Here is a 15499-nt window from a genome sequence, read left to right on the forward strand (position 1 = left end):
GTGAAAAGCTGGACACCGAATTACATACCGGTCAGAACTGACATTCGGTTTTTAGGAATTTCCACCGAGGGTCTATTAAAGTTACCCTTTTTTCTAAAAAACATATCAAAATCTTTTTCAAAAAACTCTTGACATATCACCAGAATGCTTTTCTTGTCACCAACCGCAGGTTGATGACCTACGCACACTTCAGTGTGCTTTTTTATAACAGCCCAGCATCGGAATTATCCCTTTACTGAACCAATCATAACACCTTTTACAAAAAATTTCTGTACAAACGGATACGCTATCAAAAGAGGGATGGATGAAACCACAATTAAAGAATATTTCATCACCTGAGCCATCTGCAGTTTTAAAGCAACCACCGCCGGATCTTCCACCGTATTCAGATCAATATTCTGATTCAGCAGCAAAATCTCCCGCAAAAACACCTGCAGAGTCTGATAATTTTTATTGTTTACATAGATCATCGCATTGAAATAATCATTCCAGTGGCCCACCGCATAGTACAGGCACAGCACCGCGAGAATCGGTTTGGACAGGGGCAGAATGATTCTGCGCAGTATCGCAAAATCGTTGCAGCCGTCGATCTTTGCAGCCTCCTGCAGCTCATAGGGAAGGGACGCAAGAAAGGTCCTGCAGATGATGATGTTAAAGCTGCTGACCAGGCCGATCAGAAGCAAAATAAGCGGTGTGTTTAACAGATGCAGACGGTTAATCACAATATAGGTAGGAATGAGCCCGCCGCCAAACCACATCGGAATGGCTACAAGCCAGCTAAACAAAGGCTTTCCGAACAAATCCCTCCTAGAGAGCGCATAGGCCGCCATAACAGTCACCAATACATTCAGCGCGGTTCCGCAGGTGGTATACAACAGGCTGTTCCGATATCCGATGAAAATCCATCGGTTCGTAAATACCTGCCTGTAGCCATCGAGCTGAAATCCTATGGGATACAGCCAGACTTCACCGGCATTGACACTGACCGGATCCGATACCGATGCTATGATCACAAAAGCAATCGGATAAAGAGCCAACAGCCCAAATACTACCAGGAGGACGGTAACAGAGATATTAAAGATACGGTTATCCGCGCTTTCTTTTATAATGTGTTTCTCTTTTCTCATAGATTCATCCATCCTTCAAAACAGGCTGATATCAGCCGCTTTTTTACTGATACGGTTTACAATTAACAGCAAAGCTATATTGATCAGAGAATTAAACAGGCCGATCGCCGTTGTATAGGAATACTGCGCTTTTTGGATTCCCATTTTATATACATAGGTGGCAATGATTTCGGAAGCGGACTGATTCATGGAATTCTGCATTAAAAACGCTTTCTCAAACCCCACACTCATAATGGAGCCGCAGTTGAGAATAAACATGATCACTGCCGTCGGCAATATCCCGGGCAGATTGATATGCCAGATCCTCTGCAATCGGTTGGCACCGTCAATCTCCGCCGCCTCATGCAGCTGCGGATCGATTCCGGCGAGCGCTGCGATAAAAATAATGGAACTCCATCCGGTCCCCTGCCAGATACCGGATATAACATACACTGGCCGGAACAGATCCGCTCTCCCCATGAAATCCACCGGCGTTCCTCCGAAAAAGGTGATGAGTTTATTCACCACTCCAGTGGATGGGGATAAAAACAAGGACAGCATGGAGACCAGCACAACCGTTGATATAAAATACGGCGCATATGTCAGCGTCTGCACCGCTTTCTTCAGGCGCAGATGCCTGCTCTCATTTAAAAGCAGCGCCAGCAGAATCGGGAAGGGAAATCCCGCCAGCAGTGAATACACACTGATCTTCACCGTATTTTCCATCAGCATCTTAAACTGCACAGAATTAAAAAAGTAACGGAAGTGCTTCAGCCCCACCCAAGCGCTTCCCCAAAAGCCTTTGGAGAATTTATAATCACGGAAAGCAATCTGTATACCCACCATGGGCGCATAATTAAAAACAAGCAGATAGATGACTGCCGGCAGCAGCAAGATGTAGAGCTGCCAGCACCGGGCGGCCTTCTGCAGAAAGTTTTTTCTAGGACTCATCGCTTTCCTCCTCTTCGCCGACAGAACGGATCCGACTCCTGCAGCAGCTGACACATCTTTTACGGTAGGAGCCGTCGGAAACCATTGTCCCTGCAAATATATCTTCCTCCGTAAATCTGGCCAGAAGGATCTCGCCGATATCGGTTCTTTCGCGGTCATAGATGCAGAAAATACTTCCGTCCGCGCATTCCGCTGCGTCGGGGTAGCTGACATTCTCTCTCTCATCCAGCAGCAGTCTCCACGGCCAGGTTTCCCCCTCATCCTCCGACAGCAGGGCGGTCAGACGGTTTCTTCCGACAAAATCACAGTGGTTAATCAAGAGCAGCCGTCCGGATTGTAATCTTCCGATCCAAAATCTGGACGATGGATTCTCAATCCCGCTAAGCCCCGCCGGAAGCCAGCTCTGCCCCTTATCGCAGGAAAAAGTCTGTGCCAACGCCCCATGTGCGGTTCTCACCAGCATCCAGAGAATCCCGTCTCTGCGCTCCACCGCCATCGCTTCATCAAAACAGTTAGTCTCGTATAATTTGACAGTTCCAAAAAAACGCTCCCAGCTCGCCCCGTGATCACAGCTGATATTATAGGCATATCTGTCATGGGTCCAGTCATAAGGGCACATGAGTATTCTTTGATCGGACAGCACCGTGGGACGGCACCGCAAAAAGCCGTCACTGATTCTGACCGGAGGTGTCCAAACCGGACGGGATGACTCCGGCTCCTGCGTAGTAACGGCCCATACACCGAATATTCCATCCGTATATTCCAGACACCTTCCATTTTCGTCCTTCTGCTCTGAATCCTCTGTCTGAGTCCAGAACACCCAGAGCTTTTCCGCCGGATCCATCCATAACTGTATATCCATGGCTCTTAAACGGATCTCGGGACGGCTGTCTATAACAAGTACCGGATCGCTCCATGTGCTGCCTTCGTCATCGCTGTAAACCAGAAGATTATAATTGTTCTCATCCGGTTCACAAATGCCTCCGCTGTACCATCCTGCCCACAGTCTGCCGCCGGCGGTTCTCGCGATGGTCGGGCAGCCCTGCCATTTTCTAAAATCCAATGAGTATGCTTCGCCTGGCTCGCTGATCAGCGCCGCCGGCTCCAGAATTCCCTTTTTGTCCATTTTGATTTCCTCCTCACGCATTGTAGTTTACCGGTACACAGCAGTTATATCTACAAGCCATTTTTGATCCGGTTTGATCTTTCTTGTCTTTCATTAGAGCCATTTTCAATAAAACTGGTGATTATTGCTCTATGCCGGAACAAGAGCCGCTATTTTTCCGCCGCAGTGCGTTCCTGCCCGGAGGGCTTTTTATTACATAGGAGAGTTCGGAAAACTTTCCTATGTAATAAAAAAAAACGAACCGGATTTATCCAGTTCGTTTTTCCCATATCATATGATTTTAAACCGCTTCCTCTTCAAAACGGATCTCTTTCAGGAACAGCCCCCAGGCCGGCGCCTTCGGCCCCGCCTGTCCGCGGTCCCTCGCTTCCAGAATCTCTTTCACATGCACCGGTGGATACATCCCGTATCCGACGGACAAAAGCGTCCCCACAATTATGCGGACCATGTTGTAGAGGAAACCGTTCCCGGTGACGCACACACGGATCAGATCCCCTTCGCGTTTTACATCCAGGCTGTATACGGTGCGCACAGTGCTCTCCACCTGGCTGCCTGCCGAACAGAAGCTTTTGAAATCATGCTCTCCCACCAAAAATTCCGCCGCCTTTTGCATGTTCTGCTCGTTTAACGGGCGGTGGACAAAATAGGCATAGAGCCTCTCTGTTGGAAGTTCAAAGGTTCTGTTTAAGATGCGGTACTCATAGGTCTTTCTGGATACGCATCTGCGGGGATGAAAATCCGCCGCCACCTCGCAGGAATGCTGTATGCGGATATCCTCCGGCAGCCTGGTATTTAAGGCGTAGGAAATCTTCTCTGGAGGAATCCGCGTCACCGTATCAAATACGGCCACATTGCCCATGGCATGAACGCCGGAATCCGTTCGGCTGGCGCCGGTCACACGGATGGGCTCCCCAAGCAGCTCCGACAGATGGCGGTTTAATACCGCTTCCACGGTGATCCCGTTATCCTGTACCTGCCAGCCGCAGTAATTGGTGCCGTCATAGGCTACCGTCAGTTTTATGCGCTTCATATTATATCTCTCTTTTATATCTCTTTTTATATCTCTCTTTTCAGAGTAATGTCACACATTGGTTCAGACAAACCGTCCCTGCATAACCGGATTAAAGGGGCACCGTTTTTGACAGGACGACCACTAACGCCAGATAGCCGGCATAAAACAGATATACGAGCCGGTCCGCCCGCTGATACTTTAACGGTTTCATCTTCGTCCTTCCCTCTCCCCCGCGGTAACAGCGCGCTTCCATCGCCATAGCCAGATCCGTGGCGCGCCGGAAGGCGGATATGAACAGTGGCACGAGAAGCGGCACAAGCCCTTTTGCCTTCTGCATCAGGGAACCGTTCTCAAAATCCGCTCCCCTGGCGGTCTGCGCCTTCATGATCTTGTCCGTCTCCTCGATCAGGATCGGGATAAAGCGCAGCGCAATGGACATCATCATGGCGATTTCATGTACCGGGATGCGGATATAGTTTAAAAAGTGCAGGCTTTTTTCCAGACCGTCCGTCAGCTGGTTCGGCGTGGTGGTAAACGTCATCATCGACGATCCCATGATCAGAAATACCAGCCTTAACGCCATAAAAAATGCCAGACGGACGCCCTGCTTCGTAATGCGGAAGATCCAGAAACTAACCAGCGTGTCGCCGTCTGTCAGAAAGAGATTAAATATCACGCTGAACAGCAGCAGGAACAGGATCGGTTTTATCCCCTTTACAATGAATTTAAACGGTACTTTTGATACGCGGATCACAATGGCCAGAAACACCGCGGATATCAGATATCCCACAATGCCGTCCGCCAGGAACAAAGAGATAATATATACCATTGTTCCGAACAGTTTAGTCCTTGGGTCCAGTTTATGGATGAACGAATCCACCGGATAATACTGGCCCAGCGTCATATCTCTAATCATAGTTTCCCTCATTTCCATGCAGCCGGTCGAGCGCCTTTTGCTGCTCTCCATGCCTGCTGTATATTATAAGCCTCTGTGTAAACTTAACGGTAGGAATCCCGTGACAGCCTGACGGTGTCCACCAGTTCCTCTCCCAGATATTTCTTAAGGTACGACTCCGACCGTTTGCTGCTGATCCTGACCGAAGCGGGTTCATAGCGATAACCCTCCAGCGCGTTTTCATTGGACCAAAGCTTAAATGTCACCTTCCCGCCGCCGGCTTTCGCCGTAATGCAGATCGGGTAATCAAGCGTGTTCTCAAACACCAGATCCTTATAGCCCTTGGCTATAGCAGCATCCAACCCTATGGGAACATAGGTGACCACCATGCTGTGGGGATGCCTCTCGATGGGTATGATCCCAGCCCGCAATAACGACCCGTACAGCGTGGTGCAGACCTGGCAGATTCCCCCGCCCATCCCCTCCACCACACGGCCGTTATCAAACTGCGGAGCATACACATAGCCGTTGGCTCTGGTCCTCTCCTGTATCGCCTTATCCACGGACAGGCTCTCACCCGGATACAGGATCAGATTGTCGATTTTGGCGGATGCATTTTCCACGTTGGTGGCTTTCGCCGATTTCGCCTTATACTCCGTTGTAAACTCGGAAATACAGGTGTTGATGGTCTCCAGCATACGCTCCTTCTGGCTCAACGGATCGGCCGTCCCCGCCAGCTCAATGTTTATGCTGTCCGTTCCCGCGCTTTCTTCCAGCGCCGAAAGCAGCGCGTCCGCAATCTCACCGGCATCGATCGAATAACCGTCTTTCCCGCTCACAAGACAGATCTGATCATTTTCAACGGAGAATTGAGGCGGGCACTTCTCCTGGAAGCACTCCCCGGCGATTCTTTCTGCCAAAGGCTCCACACTCTCCCTGTCATAATCCCCGCGCAGATTGATATAGACCGGCGTGGCCTGATAGACGCCTTTAAGCATCAGATACTGCAGAATATACGGCAGCTCCTTATCCGCGCCGACAATCCGCGCGGCGGCAATGCCGCTTTGTTCAAAGCTTGGCAAAAAATCCGCCATGGTGAAGCTATAGGTCCTGCCGTTTCCCAGATGAAGTGTGATCTGTTTTTTTAAATACTCCTGCTTGACAGCTTCGATCACTTCGCTGATTTCTTCGACGGTCATGCCGGATACGTCCACTCCGTTGACGGCCTTATTCGGATAAGCCATCTGCCGGAACGCTTCCACATCCGCCGCGATCACCGGCCGGGCCCAGACAAAATATGCGATCTCGCCCGCAAAAAACAACAGGGCCGCCGCTACGATGATAATTTTAATTGTTCGGTATTTTCTCATTCGTTTCCTGCAATGCTTTCAGGATCTCCTGCTTCGCCTCTTCTACGGTAATCGCCTCCGCCTTGATGGGAAAGCCCTTCTCCATCAAGGCATGGGTGATATAGGTTACCTGGGGAGCCGCCAGCCCCACTTTCTCCAGCTCACGGTAATGATGAAACACCTTGCCCGGCGTATCATCAAAGAGCACCTCTCCGTGATTCATGACAATGATGCGGTCCACATACTTCGCCACATCCTCCATGCTGTGCGAAACCAGGATAACCGTGATATTGCGCTCCTGTTTCAGTTTTGATATCTGATCCAGGATCTCATCTCTCCCCTTCGGATCAAGGCCGGCGGTGGGTTCATCCAGTATCAACACCTCCGGCTTCATAGCCAGAACACCGGCTATGGCCACGCGTCGCTTCTGACCTCCGGACAGCTCAAATGGGGATTTGCTGTCATAGGACTCATCCAGTCCCACCAGCTCCATCGCCTCCCTGGCTCTCTGCTTCACCTCATCCTCCGGCAGCCCCTGATTCTTGGGACCAAAGCAGACATCGGAAAACACATCGACCTCAAAGAGCTGATGCTCCGGATATTGGAATACCAGACCCACTTTGCTGCGCAGATCCCTCATCTTATAGCCCTCAGCGTAAATATTCTGCCCATTAAAATATATTTCTCCGGACGTCGCGCGGATCAGGCCGTTGAGATGCTGTATCAAAGTGGATTTTCCCGATCCCGTATGGCCGATCAGTCCGATAAACTGTCCGTCTCCGATCTTCAGATTCACATTTTTGAGGGCTCCCACTTCCATGACGGTGTTTTCACCGTAAATATAGCAGACGTTCTTCAGTTCAATCATGCTGCGCCTCTTTTCCGCTCCCGTCCGCCTTCCAGACAGACATCAGTTCTTTCACAAACGCATCTATGGTGAGTATGCCGTCAGGCAGCTTTACCCCGGCCTTTTTAAGTTCATAGGCAAGCTCCGTCACCTGCGGGACATCCAGCTGATAGGACTTGACGGTCTCCACCTGGGAAAAGACCTCCTTCGGCGTGCCGTCCATCACGATCTTTCCTCGGTCCATCACGATCACCCGGTCGGCCTGAATCGCTTCCTCCATATAATGGGTGATCAGTATCACTGTGATATTCTCCTGCCGGTTCAGCTCCTTGACTGTGCGGATCACCTCGTGGCGGCCGTTGGGATCCAGCATGGCAGTAGGCTCATCCAATACAATGCATCTCGGCTTCATCGCCATCACGCCTGCAATGGCCACACGCTGCTTCTGACCGCCCGACAGCTTGTTGGGGGAATGGCTGCGGTATGCCGTCATACCTACCGCTTCCAGGCTGGCATTCACACGCTGCCATATCTCCCCGGTGGGCACACCGATATTCTCCGGCCCGAACCCCACGTCTTCCTCCACAACGCTGCCGATGATCTGGTTGTCCGGATTCTGGAACACCATGCCGGCAGTCTGCCGGATATCCCAGAGATTCTCCTCCTCTTTGCTGTCCCTTTCACCGATCCAGACCGTCCCCTCCGTCGGCATCAGCAGCGCGTTCATATGCTTGGCCAGTGTGGATTTGCCGGAACCGTTATGACCGAGGACGGCAACAAAATCTCCTTCTTTTATATCTACATCCACGCCGTCTATGGCGCGGTCCGTTTCTTCCATATTATTCTCTTCATCGCGCCTGATATAGTCATATACCAGTTTCGCAGTCTTTATAATGCCCATAGACATGCCCCTACCTTTCAGATTTTCATTGTAATAGATTTCAGGGAAATATGCAAGGTAAATAGAGTGAAAAAGAATCCTGCGAACGGGATTCTTTCAGTTCACAGTGCCGTAAACTTTCCGCACATGTCTGGCCAGAGTATGGTCCTCATTGGGACGCGCTCTCGCTCCGTGAAGCGCGCAGCGGTTCTAACGCTGCAAACTACGCAGCGAAAGAACCGGCGGGCTTTGCGGGATCCCTATGAGGACCATACTCTGGCCAGACATGTGCTGCTTTATCGGCTGCCGTGAGCAGAAACGGGATTCTCCGCCTGCGACAGGTTGCTTTGGCGGCATAATACCTTCCCGCCGCAGTGCGATCCTGCCCGGAGGGTTTATTGCATCATTGGAACAATATCTTATGATAGAATAAAAGCCCCGAATTGCTCCGGGGCTTTTACTGATATTACACTAATTCAATTAATACTTCCATTGCGCCGTCGCCTTTACGCTGGCCGATCTTCACGATCCTGGTGTAACCGCCTTTGCGGTTTACATACTTGGGAGCGATCTCATCGAAGAGCTTTGCAGGAAGATCCACTTTCTTTGTGTTTTTCTTCTTGCCGGCAGCAGCTGTGGGAACCTCTGTCACAGGATAGAGGATCTGCAGCATCTGTCTTCTCGCATGCAGTCTGGACGGGCTGTCTTTCTTGATTGTCTTCTCAACTTCGTCGTATACGGTTTTCTTCTTGCCGTCTACCACTTCTTTGATTCTCTTTCCGTCTTTGTCCTTGCGGGCAACCTTAGCCTTAACGGTTACGGTTTCAAAATTATCCATTTCTTTTACTGCCATCGCGATCAGGCCTTCGGCAATCTTACGGATTTCCTTTGCCTTCGCTTCGGTAGTAACAATCTTGCCATGATATAACAGATTGGTTACCTGGTTTCTTAATAACGCTTTTCTCTGGCTTGCAGTTCTGCCAAGTTTTCTATAACCTGCCATTTTTTCTTTCCTCCATAGCGGTGTTTGTACCTGTCATGCTCATCGGGCTTACTGACAGCCGCCTCTATTCTTATTACTCGTCGCTGGGATTCAACTCCAGCCCAAGCTCCTTGAGCTTTGCAAGCACCTCTTCTAAGGACTTGCGGCCAAGGTTCCTTACCTTCATCATATCTTCGGAAGTTCTGCTGCAAAGCTCTTCCACCGTATTGATTCCGGCTCTCTTCAAGCAGTTGTAGGAACGAACAGACAGCTCAAGCTCATCAATGTTCATTTCCAACACTTTTTCTTTCTCATTATCCTCTTTCTCTACCATTACCTCTGCGGTTTTGGCGTTTTCGGAAAGATCTATGAATAAGTTTAAGTGCTCGCTTAACACTTTGGCTGCAAGGCTGACTGACTCATCCGGAGCCATGGTGCCGTTTGTAAACACATCCAAAGTCAATTTGTCATAGTCAGTAATCTGCCCAACACGGGTATTCTCCACCTTAAGGTTGACGCGCTCCACAGGCGTGTAGATCGAGTCCACCGCGATCACACCGATCGGCAGTTCTTCGTCCTTGTTTCTGTCCGCGCTCACATAGCCCCTGCCGCCAGTAATCGTCAGTTCCATGTACAGCTTGCAGTCAGGGCCGCCGCTCAAAGTTGCGATTACCTGTTCTTTGTTCAGAATCTCGATATCGGAATCCACCTGAATATCGGCTGCGGTGACAACACCTTCGCCTTCAAACTCGATATACGCGATTTTTGCCTCATTTGTATCACTGTTGTTCTTTATCGCCAGGCTTTTGATATTCATGATGATCTCAGTCACATCTTCCTTAACTCCAGGAATTGAGCTGAACTCATGCAGCACTCCGTCAATTTTAATCTGGCTCACTGCTGCACCCGGTAAGGAAGAGAGCATAATTCTCCTTAAAGAATTGCCGAGAGTCGTACCATAGCCGCGCTCCAACGGTTCCACAACAAATTTACCGTATTTCTTGTCTTCGGAGATTTCCACTATCTCAATATTTGGCTTCTCAAAATCGAACACTATTAGGCCCCTCCTTTTGGGTTCTATGATTGAGGGTTATTATACTCCTATGGATTATTTGGAGTACAACTCGACGATAAGCATTTCGTTCACCGGAACGTCGATAGCTGCTCTGGTAGGCATCTCCTTAACGGTTACCTGCAGGTTTTCCGCATCGGATGTCAGCCATTCCGGAACAAGCCTTCCGGCTGTTACTTCCAGAATATCCTTGTATCTCTGAGAATCTTTGTTTTTCTCTTTGATCTCAATCACATCGCCGACCTTCACCTGGTAGGAAGGAATGTTGACGCACTTGCCGTTTACCAGCACGTGCTTGTGATCAACGATCTGTCTGGTTTCTCTTCTTGTGCGGCCAAAACCTGCACGGAACAGCACGTTATCAAGACGAAGCTCGAGCAGAATCATCAGATTCTCACCAACCATGCCGTTCATCTTTTTAGCCTTTGTATAGTAATTTCTGAAGGGCTTTTCTAACACACCGTAAATAAATTTCGCTTTCTGCTTCTCTCTTAACTGGAGACCATACTCGCTCATTTTTCTGTTGGCTCTTTTTAATTCTCTGTTTGACTTTTTATCGATACCTAAGTACATAGGCTCTAAACCAAGAGATCTGCATCTTTTAAGAACTGGAACTCTATTGACTGCCACTTTAATACACCTCCTAAATTAAACTCTTCTGCGTTTGGGCGGACGACATCCGTTATGCGGTACCGGGGTTACGTCTCTGATACTGGTTACTTCAATTCCACATGCCTGTAAAGCACGAATCGCTGCTTCTCTGCCTGATCCCGGACCTTTCACCATTACGTCTACAGTTTTTAATCCGTGTACTAAAGCTGCCTTTGCAGCAGTCTCAGCTGCCATCTGCGCAGCATAGGGAGTAGATTTCCTTGAACCTCTGAATCCCAGACCGCCCGCACTCGCCCATGAAAGAGCATTTCCCTGTGTATCTGTCAGGGTAACGATTGTATTGTTGAAAGATGATTGAATGTGCGCTTGTCCGCGTTCAACGTTTTTCTTAACACGCTTTTTTGTCACTTTCTTAGTTGACACTTTCTTAGCCATAAAAACTAACCTTTCCCCGTTGGGTTCCTTTCTAAATGATCACAACGATATTAATTATTTCTTCTTATTAGCAACAGTTTTCTTAGGACCTTTTCTGGTTCTTGCGTTGGTCTTGGTCTTCTGACCGCGAACCGGCAGGCCTTTTCTGTGACGGATTCCTCTGTAGCATCCGATTTCCTGCAGACGCTTGATGTTCAGCGCGATCTCTCTGCGCAGATCACCTTCTACCAGCTGATGGTCATCTTCGATGGCCTGGCTGATCCTCTTAATCTCATCATCTGTCAGATCCTTTACACGGGTATCAGGACTAACACCCGCTTCTGCCAGGAGACGGTTGGAACTAGCCCTGCCGATGCCATAGATATAGGTCAATCCGATTTCAACACGTTTTTCTCTTGGTAAATCAACACCTGAAATACGAGCCATGTGTGTAGTACACCTCCATTAAGTAAATTTCTAATTCATCAAAGTACATGCGCATGACAGTGCATACGCGGAAAATGAGCATAAATATCCCTTTATCAGCAGGAGGATAATTACACCGCATCTTATAAATTGTTTATTTCTTTAATCAGTAAGAACAACTCATTCTGGTGGTTCCTACTGCAGCCGCACTAATACATCAACCCTGTCTCTGTTTATGCTTCGGGTTCTCGCAAATGATTCTGACACTGCCTTTTCTCTTGATCACTTTGCACTTTTCGCAAATCGGCTTTACGGATGATCTTACTTTCACAGCAATACACTCCTTTCACTCTCGCTTGGCCGCCGCACACAGCTGTGCAGGGGGGACTTTCAAAAAGTCTGCCACTCATTATATCATTATTGCTTTCAGAGTGCAAGCGAAATTTGCAATCCTTCCTGATTTATTTATCTCTCCAGATAATTCTTCCTTTGGATAAATCATAGGGGGATAACTCTAAAGTTACTTTATCACCGGGCAGTATACGTATATAATTCATGCGCAGTTTGCCGCTGATATGAGCCAATACCTGATGCCCATTTTCCAGTTCTACCTGGAACATCGCATTCGGCAGCTTTTCAACTACTTTGCCTTCTATCTCGATAACGTCCGCTTTTGACATCTACCTTACATCCTCCTGTTTTTTTGGATTCGTATTTTTCTGATACTGAATCGCCTGTCTGACCGATTCATTCATAACCGTTTCATCTGCCATCAGCTTTGCTGCGATGGTTTCGTTTCTGTAAGAAATGGGCTGCAGATGCTTTTTCTTCTTTTTCTTAGGTTTCTCCATGGTCCTGGATTTCCCGTCCATCAGATAAACATATTCGCCCTCTTCACGGATTATGAGGAAAATTTCGCCTTTATCATGTCCTGCTTTGGATTTTGCCAGATACCCCGGTTCCCATCGTATCATATGCTGTCTCACCTCGTTTGCTTAGAGGGATAAGATCTCCGGTTCTCCGTCAGTGATCAAAACTGTGTTTTCATAATGAGCGGATAAAGAACCGTCTGCCGTAACCACCGTCCAGTCGTCATCCGTCCACTCCACTTCGAAGCGTCCGGCATTGATCATCGGTTCAATGGCCAGCGTCATGCCCGGTTTCAGCTTCAGGCCTCTTGTGCGCTGTCTGAAATTCGGGATCTCCGGCTCCTCATGCATCTGTGTTCCGATTCCGTGTCCGATCAGATCCCTGACCACACCGTATCCGAACCTGTCCGCATAATCGTTGATCGCCCCTGATATCTCATGAAGGAAATGGCCTGCCTTCGCATACTTAATTCCCTCAAAGAAACTCTGTCTGGTCACCTCAATCAGCTGCTCCGCTTCTTTTCCCACCTCGCCCACGGCATGTGTTCTGGCCGCATCGGAATGGTATCCTTTATAAATAACGCCCGCATCCAGGCTGACAATGTCGCCTTCCCGGATCACCCTCTTGCTGCTCGGAATGCCGTGCACCACCTCGTCATTGACAGAAACGCACACGGAAGCGGGAAATCCGTTATAATTCAGGAAAGAAGGAATACAGTCATAGCTTCTGATCATCTCTTCGGCAATCCGATCGATTTCTTTTGTCGTTATACCCGGCTTTATCACTTTTGCCAGATCCTCATGCACCTTAGCTAATATTTTGCCTGCCTGGCGCATCAGTTCGATCTCCCTGGCAGATTTAATTGTCACAGACATGTTTACGCTCCTAAAATTTCCACTATATCAGCAAATACAACTTCCATATCACGGGTACCATCCACATTTACCAGCACTCCCCGCTGACTGTAGAACTCAATCAGAGGCTGTGTCTGTTCGTGGTAGACATCCAGACGTTTTTTCACTGTTTCCGGCTTATCATCATCCCGCAGCACAAGTTCGCTTCCGCAGCGGTCGCAGATCCCCTCCACCTTGGTAGGGATGTGTACCACATGGTAGGTAGCTCCGCAGTTTAAACACGCGCGTCGCCCGCTCATCCTGTGAATGATATTCTCATCCGGCACTTCTACATTGATTGCATAATCTATCTTTTCACCGCGTTTTTCCAATGCCGCCTCCAGGCTCTCTGCCTGGGGAATGGTTCTCGGAAAACCGTCCAGCACGTAACCGTTTGCACAGTCAGGCCTGGAGATCCGATCCATCAAAAGATCGATGGTCAGTTCATCGGGAACAAGCTTTCCCGCATCCATAAAGGTTTTCGCCTTTTTGCCAAGCTCTGTGCCTTCCTTGATATTGGCACGGAAGATGTCACCGGTGGAGATGTGCGGAATCTGATATTTATCCGCAATTTTCTTCGCCTGTGTGCCCTTCCCCGCGCCAGGGGCCCCCAACATGATGATTTTCATACTGCTACCTCCTCTTGATTATTGCCAGATATATCCTGTCCCAAACAGACCCGAAATGAAATCCCGAAACAGAGGGCAGAAGCCTGTCCGCTGTTTCGGTCGCTCAATGTGTCTGTATCAGTCATCCAGGAATCCCTTATAGTAACGGACTACCATCTGGGACTCAATCTGCTTCAAGGTTTCAAGAATTACACCGACAATGATGATCAGCGACGTACCCATAAAGGAAAGGCGGGTAATGCTGAATACACCGGAAAATACAATCGGGATCACAGCAACGATCAGAAGACCGGCCGCACCGATGAATACGATGTAATTCAATATTCTGGTCAGATAATCGGAAGTGGGCTTGCCCGGACGGATACCGGGAACAAAACCGCCCTGCTTCTTCATGTTATTCGCCACTTCAATCGGATTAAATGTGATGGAAGTGTAGAAATAAGCAAAAGCAATAATCAGCACACAGTATACCAGAAGCCCGATGGAATAGATCGGGGCATCCGGACGGCACCAGTTGGAAGAGCTCATTGCCAGCAGGATCTTGCCTCCTACGGAAGCGTAATTCACATCAAAAAACTGTGCGATCACTACCGGGAATGACATCAGGGACGATGCGAAGATAACCGGGATAACACCCGCGGTGTTCACCTTCAGCGGGATGTTGGAGGACTGGCCGCCCACCATCTTTCTGCCCTGCATCTTTTTCGCGTACTGCACGGGAATGCGTCTCTCGCCGCCCTGCAGGAACACAACAAAAGCTACCATGGCGATGCCGATCACAACGATAATCGCAATTGCGAGCACCGCGTTGGCAACATTTTTGCCTTTGATAAAGCGTTCGAACAGAGTCGCGAAGTCATCCGGCAGCCCGGATACGATGTTGATCAAAAGGATGATGGAAATACCGTTTCCAACGCCTCTCTCGGTGATTCTCTCACCCATCCACATCAGCATTGCGGAACCCGCTGTCATGGCGGCTACCGCAACGATCACGGTCCACGCATTGTATACCGGCAGAAGCCCGCTCCCGCCGAATCCGATCGCCATAGCGAGGGATTCTATCAGTGCAAGCGCTACGGTAACATAACGTGTGATCTTTGCTATCGTCTTTCTTCCTTCTTCGCCTTCCTTCTGCATCTCTTCCAGCTTCGGAATCGCAATGGTCAGAAGCTGCATGATGATGGAGGAAGTGATGTACGGCGTGATGTTCAGAGCAAAGATAGACATTGTCATGAACGATCCGCCGGTCATCGCGTCAAAAAAGTTGAACGCGTCACCTGATTGCTGACCAATCAGGTTCGCGATATAAGTTGTACTTACTCCTGGAACTGGAAGCTGACATCCCACTCTTACTACCACTAACATAAATAGTGTAAATAAGATCTTGTTTCTTACTTCTTTTATTTTAAATGCGTTCTGGAGTGTTTTGAGCATA

General features: G+C 48.9%; 19 protein-coding genes. All 19 read right to left on the bottom strand.

Annotated features, from left to right (window positions below):
- Positions 1-224: 224 nt before the first annotated feature.
- On the bottom strand, positions 225-1127 hold the full coding sequence (locus DWZ56_RS17140) for a carbohydrate ABC transporter permease (RefSeq protein WP_118557830.1): 903 nt from the start codon (positions 1125-1127) through the stop codon (positions 225-227).
- Between the two features lie 15 nt (positions 1128-1142).
- Positions 1143-2057: an ABC transporter permease gene (locus DWZ56_RS17145; RefSeq protein ID WP_118557831.1), complete on the bottom strand. Its 915-nt coding sequence runs from the start codon at positions 2055-2057 to the stop codon at positions 1143-1145.
- Positions 2047-3183 carry a sialidase family protein gene (locus DWZ56_RS17150; protein ID WP_158584645.1) on the bottom strand — a complete coding sequence of 379 codons (1137 nt, stop codon included), beginning with the start codon at positions 3181-3183 and terminating at the stop codon, positions 2047-2049. Before DWZ56_RS17150 ends, DWZ56_RS17145 begins: the two co-directional genes overlap by 11 nt.
- 280 nt (positions 3184-3463) lie before the next feature.
- Positions 3464-4213 (bottom strand): tRNA pseudouridine(38-40) synthase TruA, encoded by a 750-nt coding sequence (truA, locus tag DWZ56_RS17155; RefSeq protein WP_118557833.1) that lies wholly within the window; start codon positions 4211-4213, stop codon positions 3464-3466.
- 91 nt (positions 4214-4304) lie between these two features.
- A complete protein-coding gene (locus DWZ56_RS17160) occupies positions 4305-5111 on the bottom strand; it encodes an energy-coupling factor transporter transmembrane component T family protein (RefSeq protein WP_118557962.1) in 807 nt (268 codons plus the stop codon).
- An 83-nt stretch (positions 5112-5194) separates the two neighbouring features.
- Positions 5195-6460: a VanW family protein gene (locus tag DWZ56_RS17165; RefSeq protein ID WP_118557834.1), complete on the bottom strand. Its 1266-nt coding sequence runs from the start codon at positions 6458-6460 to the stop codon at positions 5195-5197.
- Positions 6438-7307 carry an energy-coupling factor transporter ATPase gene (locus DWZ56_RS17170; protein WP_118557835.1) on the bottom strand — a complete coding sequence of 290 codons (870 nt, stop codon included), beginning with the start codon at positions 7305-7307 and terminating at the stop codon, positions 6438-6440. The genes DWZ56_RS17165 and DWZ56_RS17170 overlap by 23 nt, the downstream gene beginning before the upstream one ends.
- A complete protein-coding gene (locus tag DWZ56_RS17175) occupies positions 7300-8187 on the bottom strand; it encodes an energy-coupling factor transporter ATPase (RefSeq protein WP_118557836.1) in 888 nt (295 codons plus the stop codon). Before DWZ56_RS17175 ends, DWZ56_RS17170 begins: the two co-directional genes overlap by 8 nt.
- 445 nt (positions 8188-8632) lie before the next feature.
- Entirely contained in the window at positions 8633-9169 is a 537-nt protein-coding gene (locus DWZ56_RS17180; protein ID WP_118557837.1) for a bL17 family ribosomal protein, read from the bottom strand.
- A gap of 73 nt (positions 9170-9242) precedes the next feature.
- Positions 9243-10202 (bottom strand): DNA-directed RNA polymerase subunit alpha, encoded by a 960-nt coding sequence (locus tag DWZ56_RS17185; protein WP_118557838.1) that lies wholly within the window; start codon positions 10200-10202, stop codon positions 9243-9245.
- 54 nt (positions 10203-10256) lie between these two features.
- The gene (gene rpsD / locus DWZ56_RS17190; RefSeq protein WP_118557839.1) at positions 10257-10850 is read right to left on the bottom strand and encodes a 30S ribosomal protein S4; all 594 of its coding nucleotides are present in this window, start codon (positions 10848-10850) and stop codon (positions 10257-10259) included.
- A gap of 18 nt (positions 10851-10868) precedes the next feature.
- A complete protein-coding gene (gene rpsK / locus DWZ56_RS17195) occupies positions 10869-11267 on the bottom strand; it encodes a 30S ribosomal protein S11 (protein ID WP_118557840.1) in 399 nt (132 codons plus the stop codon).
- A gap of 54 nt (positions 11268-11321) precedes the next feature.
- Positions 11322-11693 (bottom strand): 30S ribosomal protein S13, encoded by a 372-nt coding sequence (rpsM, locus tag DWZ56_RS17200; protein ID WP_118557841.1) that lies wholly within the window; start codon positions 11691-11693, stop codon positions 11322-11324.
- Between the two features lie 196 nt (positions 11694-11889).
- Positions 11890-12003 carry a 50S ribosomal protein L36 gene (gene rpmJ, locus DWZ56_RS17205; RefSeq protein WP_005339020.1) on the bottom strand — a complete coding sequence of 38 codons (114 nt, stop codon included), beginning with the start codon at positions 12001-12003 and terminating at the stop codon, positions 11890-11892.
- Positions 12004-12133: 130 nt separating this feature from the next.
- Positions 12134-12352, bottom strand: a complete 219-nt coding sequence (gene infA, locus DWZ56_RS17210) for a translation initiation factor IF-1 (protein ID WP_118557842.1) — start codon at positions 12350-12352, stop codon at positions 12134-12136.
- A complete protein-coding gene (locus DWZ56_RS17215; protein WP_118557843.1) occupies positions 12353-12646 on the bottom strand; it encodes a KOW domain-containing RNA-binding protein in 294 nt (97 codons plus the stop codon).
- 21 nt (positions 12647-12667) lie between these two features.
- Complete coding sequence (gene map, locus DWZ56_RS17220) at positions 12668-13417, bottom strand: type I methionyl aminopeptidase (protein WP_118557844.1); 750 nt, start codon at positions 13415-13417, stop codon at positions 12668-12670.
- A 2-nt stretch (positions 13418-13419) separates the two neighbouring features.
- A complete protein-coding gene (locus DWZ56_RS17225) occupies positions 13420-14064 on the bottom strand; it encodes an adenylate kinase (RefSeq protein WP_118557845.1) in 645 nt (214 codons plus the stop codon).
- A gap of 117 nt (positions 14065-14181) precedes the next feature.
- Complete coding sequence (gene secY, locus DWZ56_RS17230) at positions 14182-15498, bottom strand: preprotein translocase subunit SecY (RefSeq protein WP_118557846.1); 1317 nt, start codon at positions 15496-15498, stop codon at positions 14182-14184.
- Position 15499 lies beyond the last annotated feature (1 nt).

The organism is Lachnotalea sp. AF33-28 (genome assembly GCF_003477885.1).
Classification (GTDB): domain Bacteria; phylum Bacillota; class Clostridia; order Lachnospirales; family Lachnospiraceae; genus AF33-28.

Excerpts from the sequence above, each read along its gene's own strand:
- DWZ56_RS17175 (WP_118557836.1), bottom strand. The coding sequence starts at position 8,187 with ATGGGCATTATAAAGACTGCGAAACTGGTATATGACTATATCAGGCGC.
- infA (WP_118557842.1), bottom strand. The coding sequence starts at position 12,352 with ATGTCAAAAGCGGACGTTATCGAGATAGAAGGCAAAGTAGTTGAAAAG.
- secY (WP_118557846.1), bottom strand. The coding sequence starts at position 15,498 with ATGCTCAAAACACTCCAGAACGCATTTAAAATAAAAGAAGTAAGAAAC.
- DWZ56_RS17150 (WP_158584645.1), bottom strand. The coding sequence starts at position 3,183 with ATGGACAAAAAGGGAATTCTGGAGCCGGCGGCGCTGATCAGCGAGCCA.
- DWZ56_RS17215 (WP_118557843.1), bottom strand. The coding sequence starts at position 12,646 with ATGATACGATGGGAACCGGGGTATCTGGCAAAATCCAAAGCAGGACAT.
- DWZ56_RS17145 (WP_118557831.1), bottom strand. The coding sequence starts at position 2,057 with ATGAGTCCTAGAAAAAACTTTCTGCAGAAGGCCGCCCGGTGCTGGCAG.
- DWZ56_RS17170 (WP_118557835.1), bottom strand. The coding sequence starts at position 7,307 with ATGATTGAACTGAAGAACGTCTGCTATATTTACGGTGAAAACACCGTC.
- DWZ56_RS17160 (WP_118557962.1), bottom strand. The coding sequence starts at position 5,111 with ATGATTAGAGATATGACGCTGGGCCAGTATTATCCGGTGGATTCGTTC.
- DWZ56_RS17180 (WP_118557837.1), bottom strand. The coding sequence starts at position 9,169 with ATGGCAGGTTATAGAAAACTTGGCAGAACTGCAAGCCAGAGAAAAGCG.
- DWZ56_RS17140 (WP_118557830.1), bottom strand. The coding sequence starts at position 1,127 with ATGAGAAAAGAGAAACACATTATAAAAGAAAGCGCGGATAACCGTATC.
- DWZ56_RS17225 (WP_118557845.1), bottom strand. The coding sequence starts at position 14,064 with ATGAAAATCATCATGTTGGGGGCCCCTGGCGCGGGGAAGGGCACACAG.
- DWZ56_RS17165 (WP_118557834.1), bottom strand. The coding sequence starts at position 6,460 with ATGAGAAAATACCGAACAATTAAAATTATCATCGTAGCGGCGGCCCTG.
- map (WP_118557844.1), bottom strand. The coding sequence starts at position 13,417 with ATGTCTGTGACAATTAAATCTGCCAGGGAGATCGAACTGATGCGCCAG.
- rpsK (WP_118557840.1), bottom strand. The coding sequence starts at position 11,267 with ATGGCTAAGAAAGTGTCAACTAAGAAAGTGACAAAAAAGCGTGTTAAG.
- rpsM (WP_118557841.1), bottom strand. The coding sequence starts at position 11,693 with ATGGCTCGTATTTCAGGTGTTGATTTACCAAGAGAAAAACGTGTTGAA.
- truA (WP_118557833.1), bottom strand. The coding sequence starts at position 4,213 with ATGAAGCGCATAAAACTGACGGTAGCCTATGACGGCACCAATTACTGC.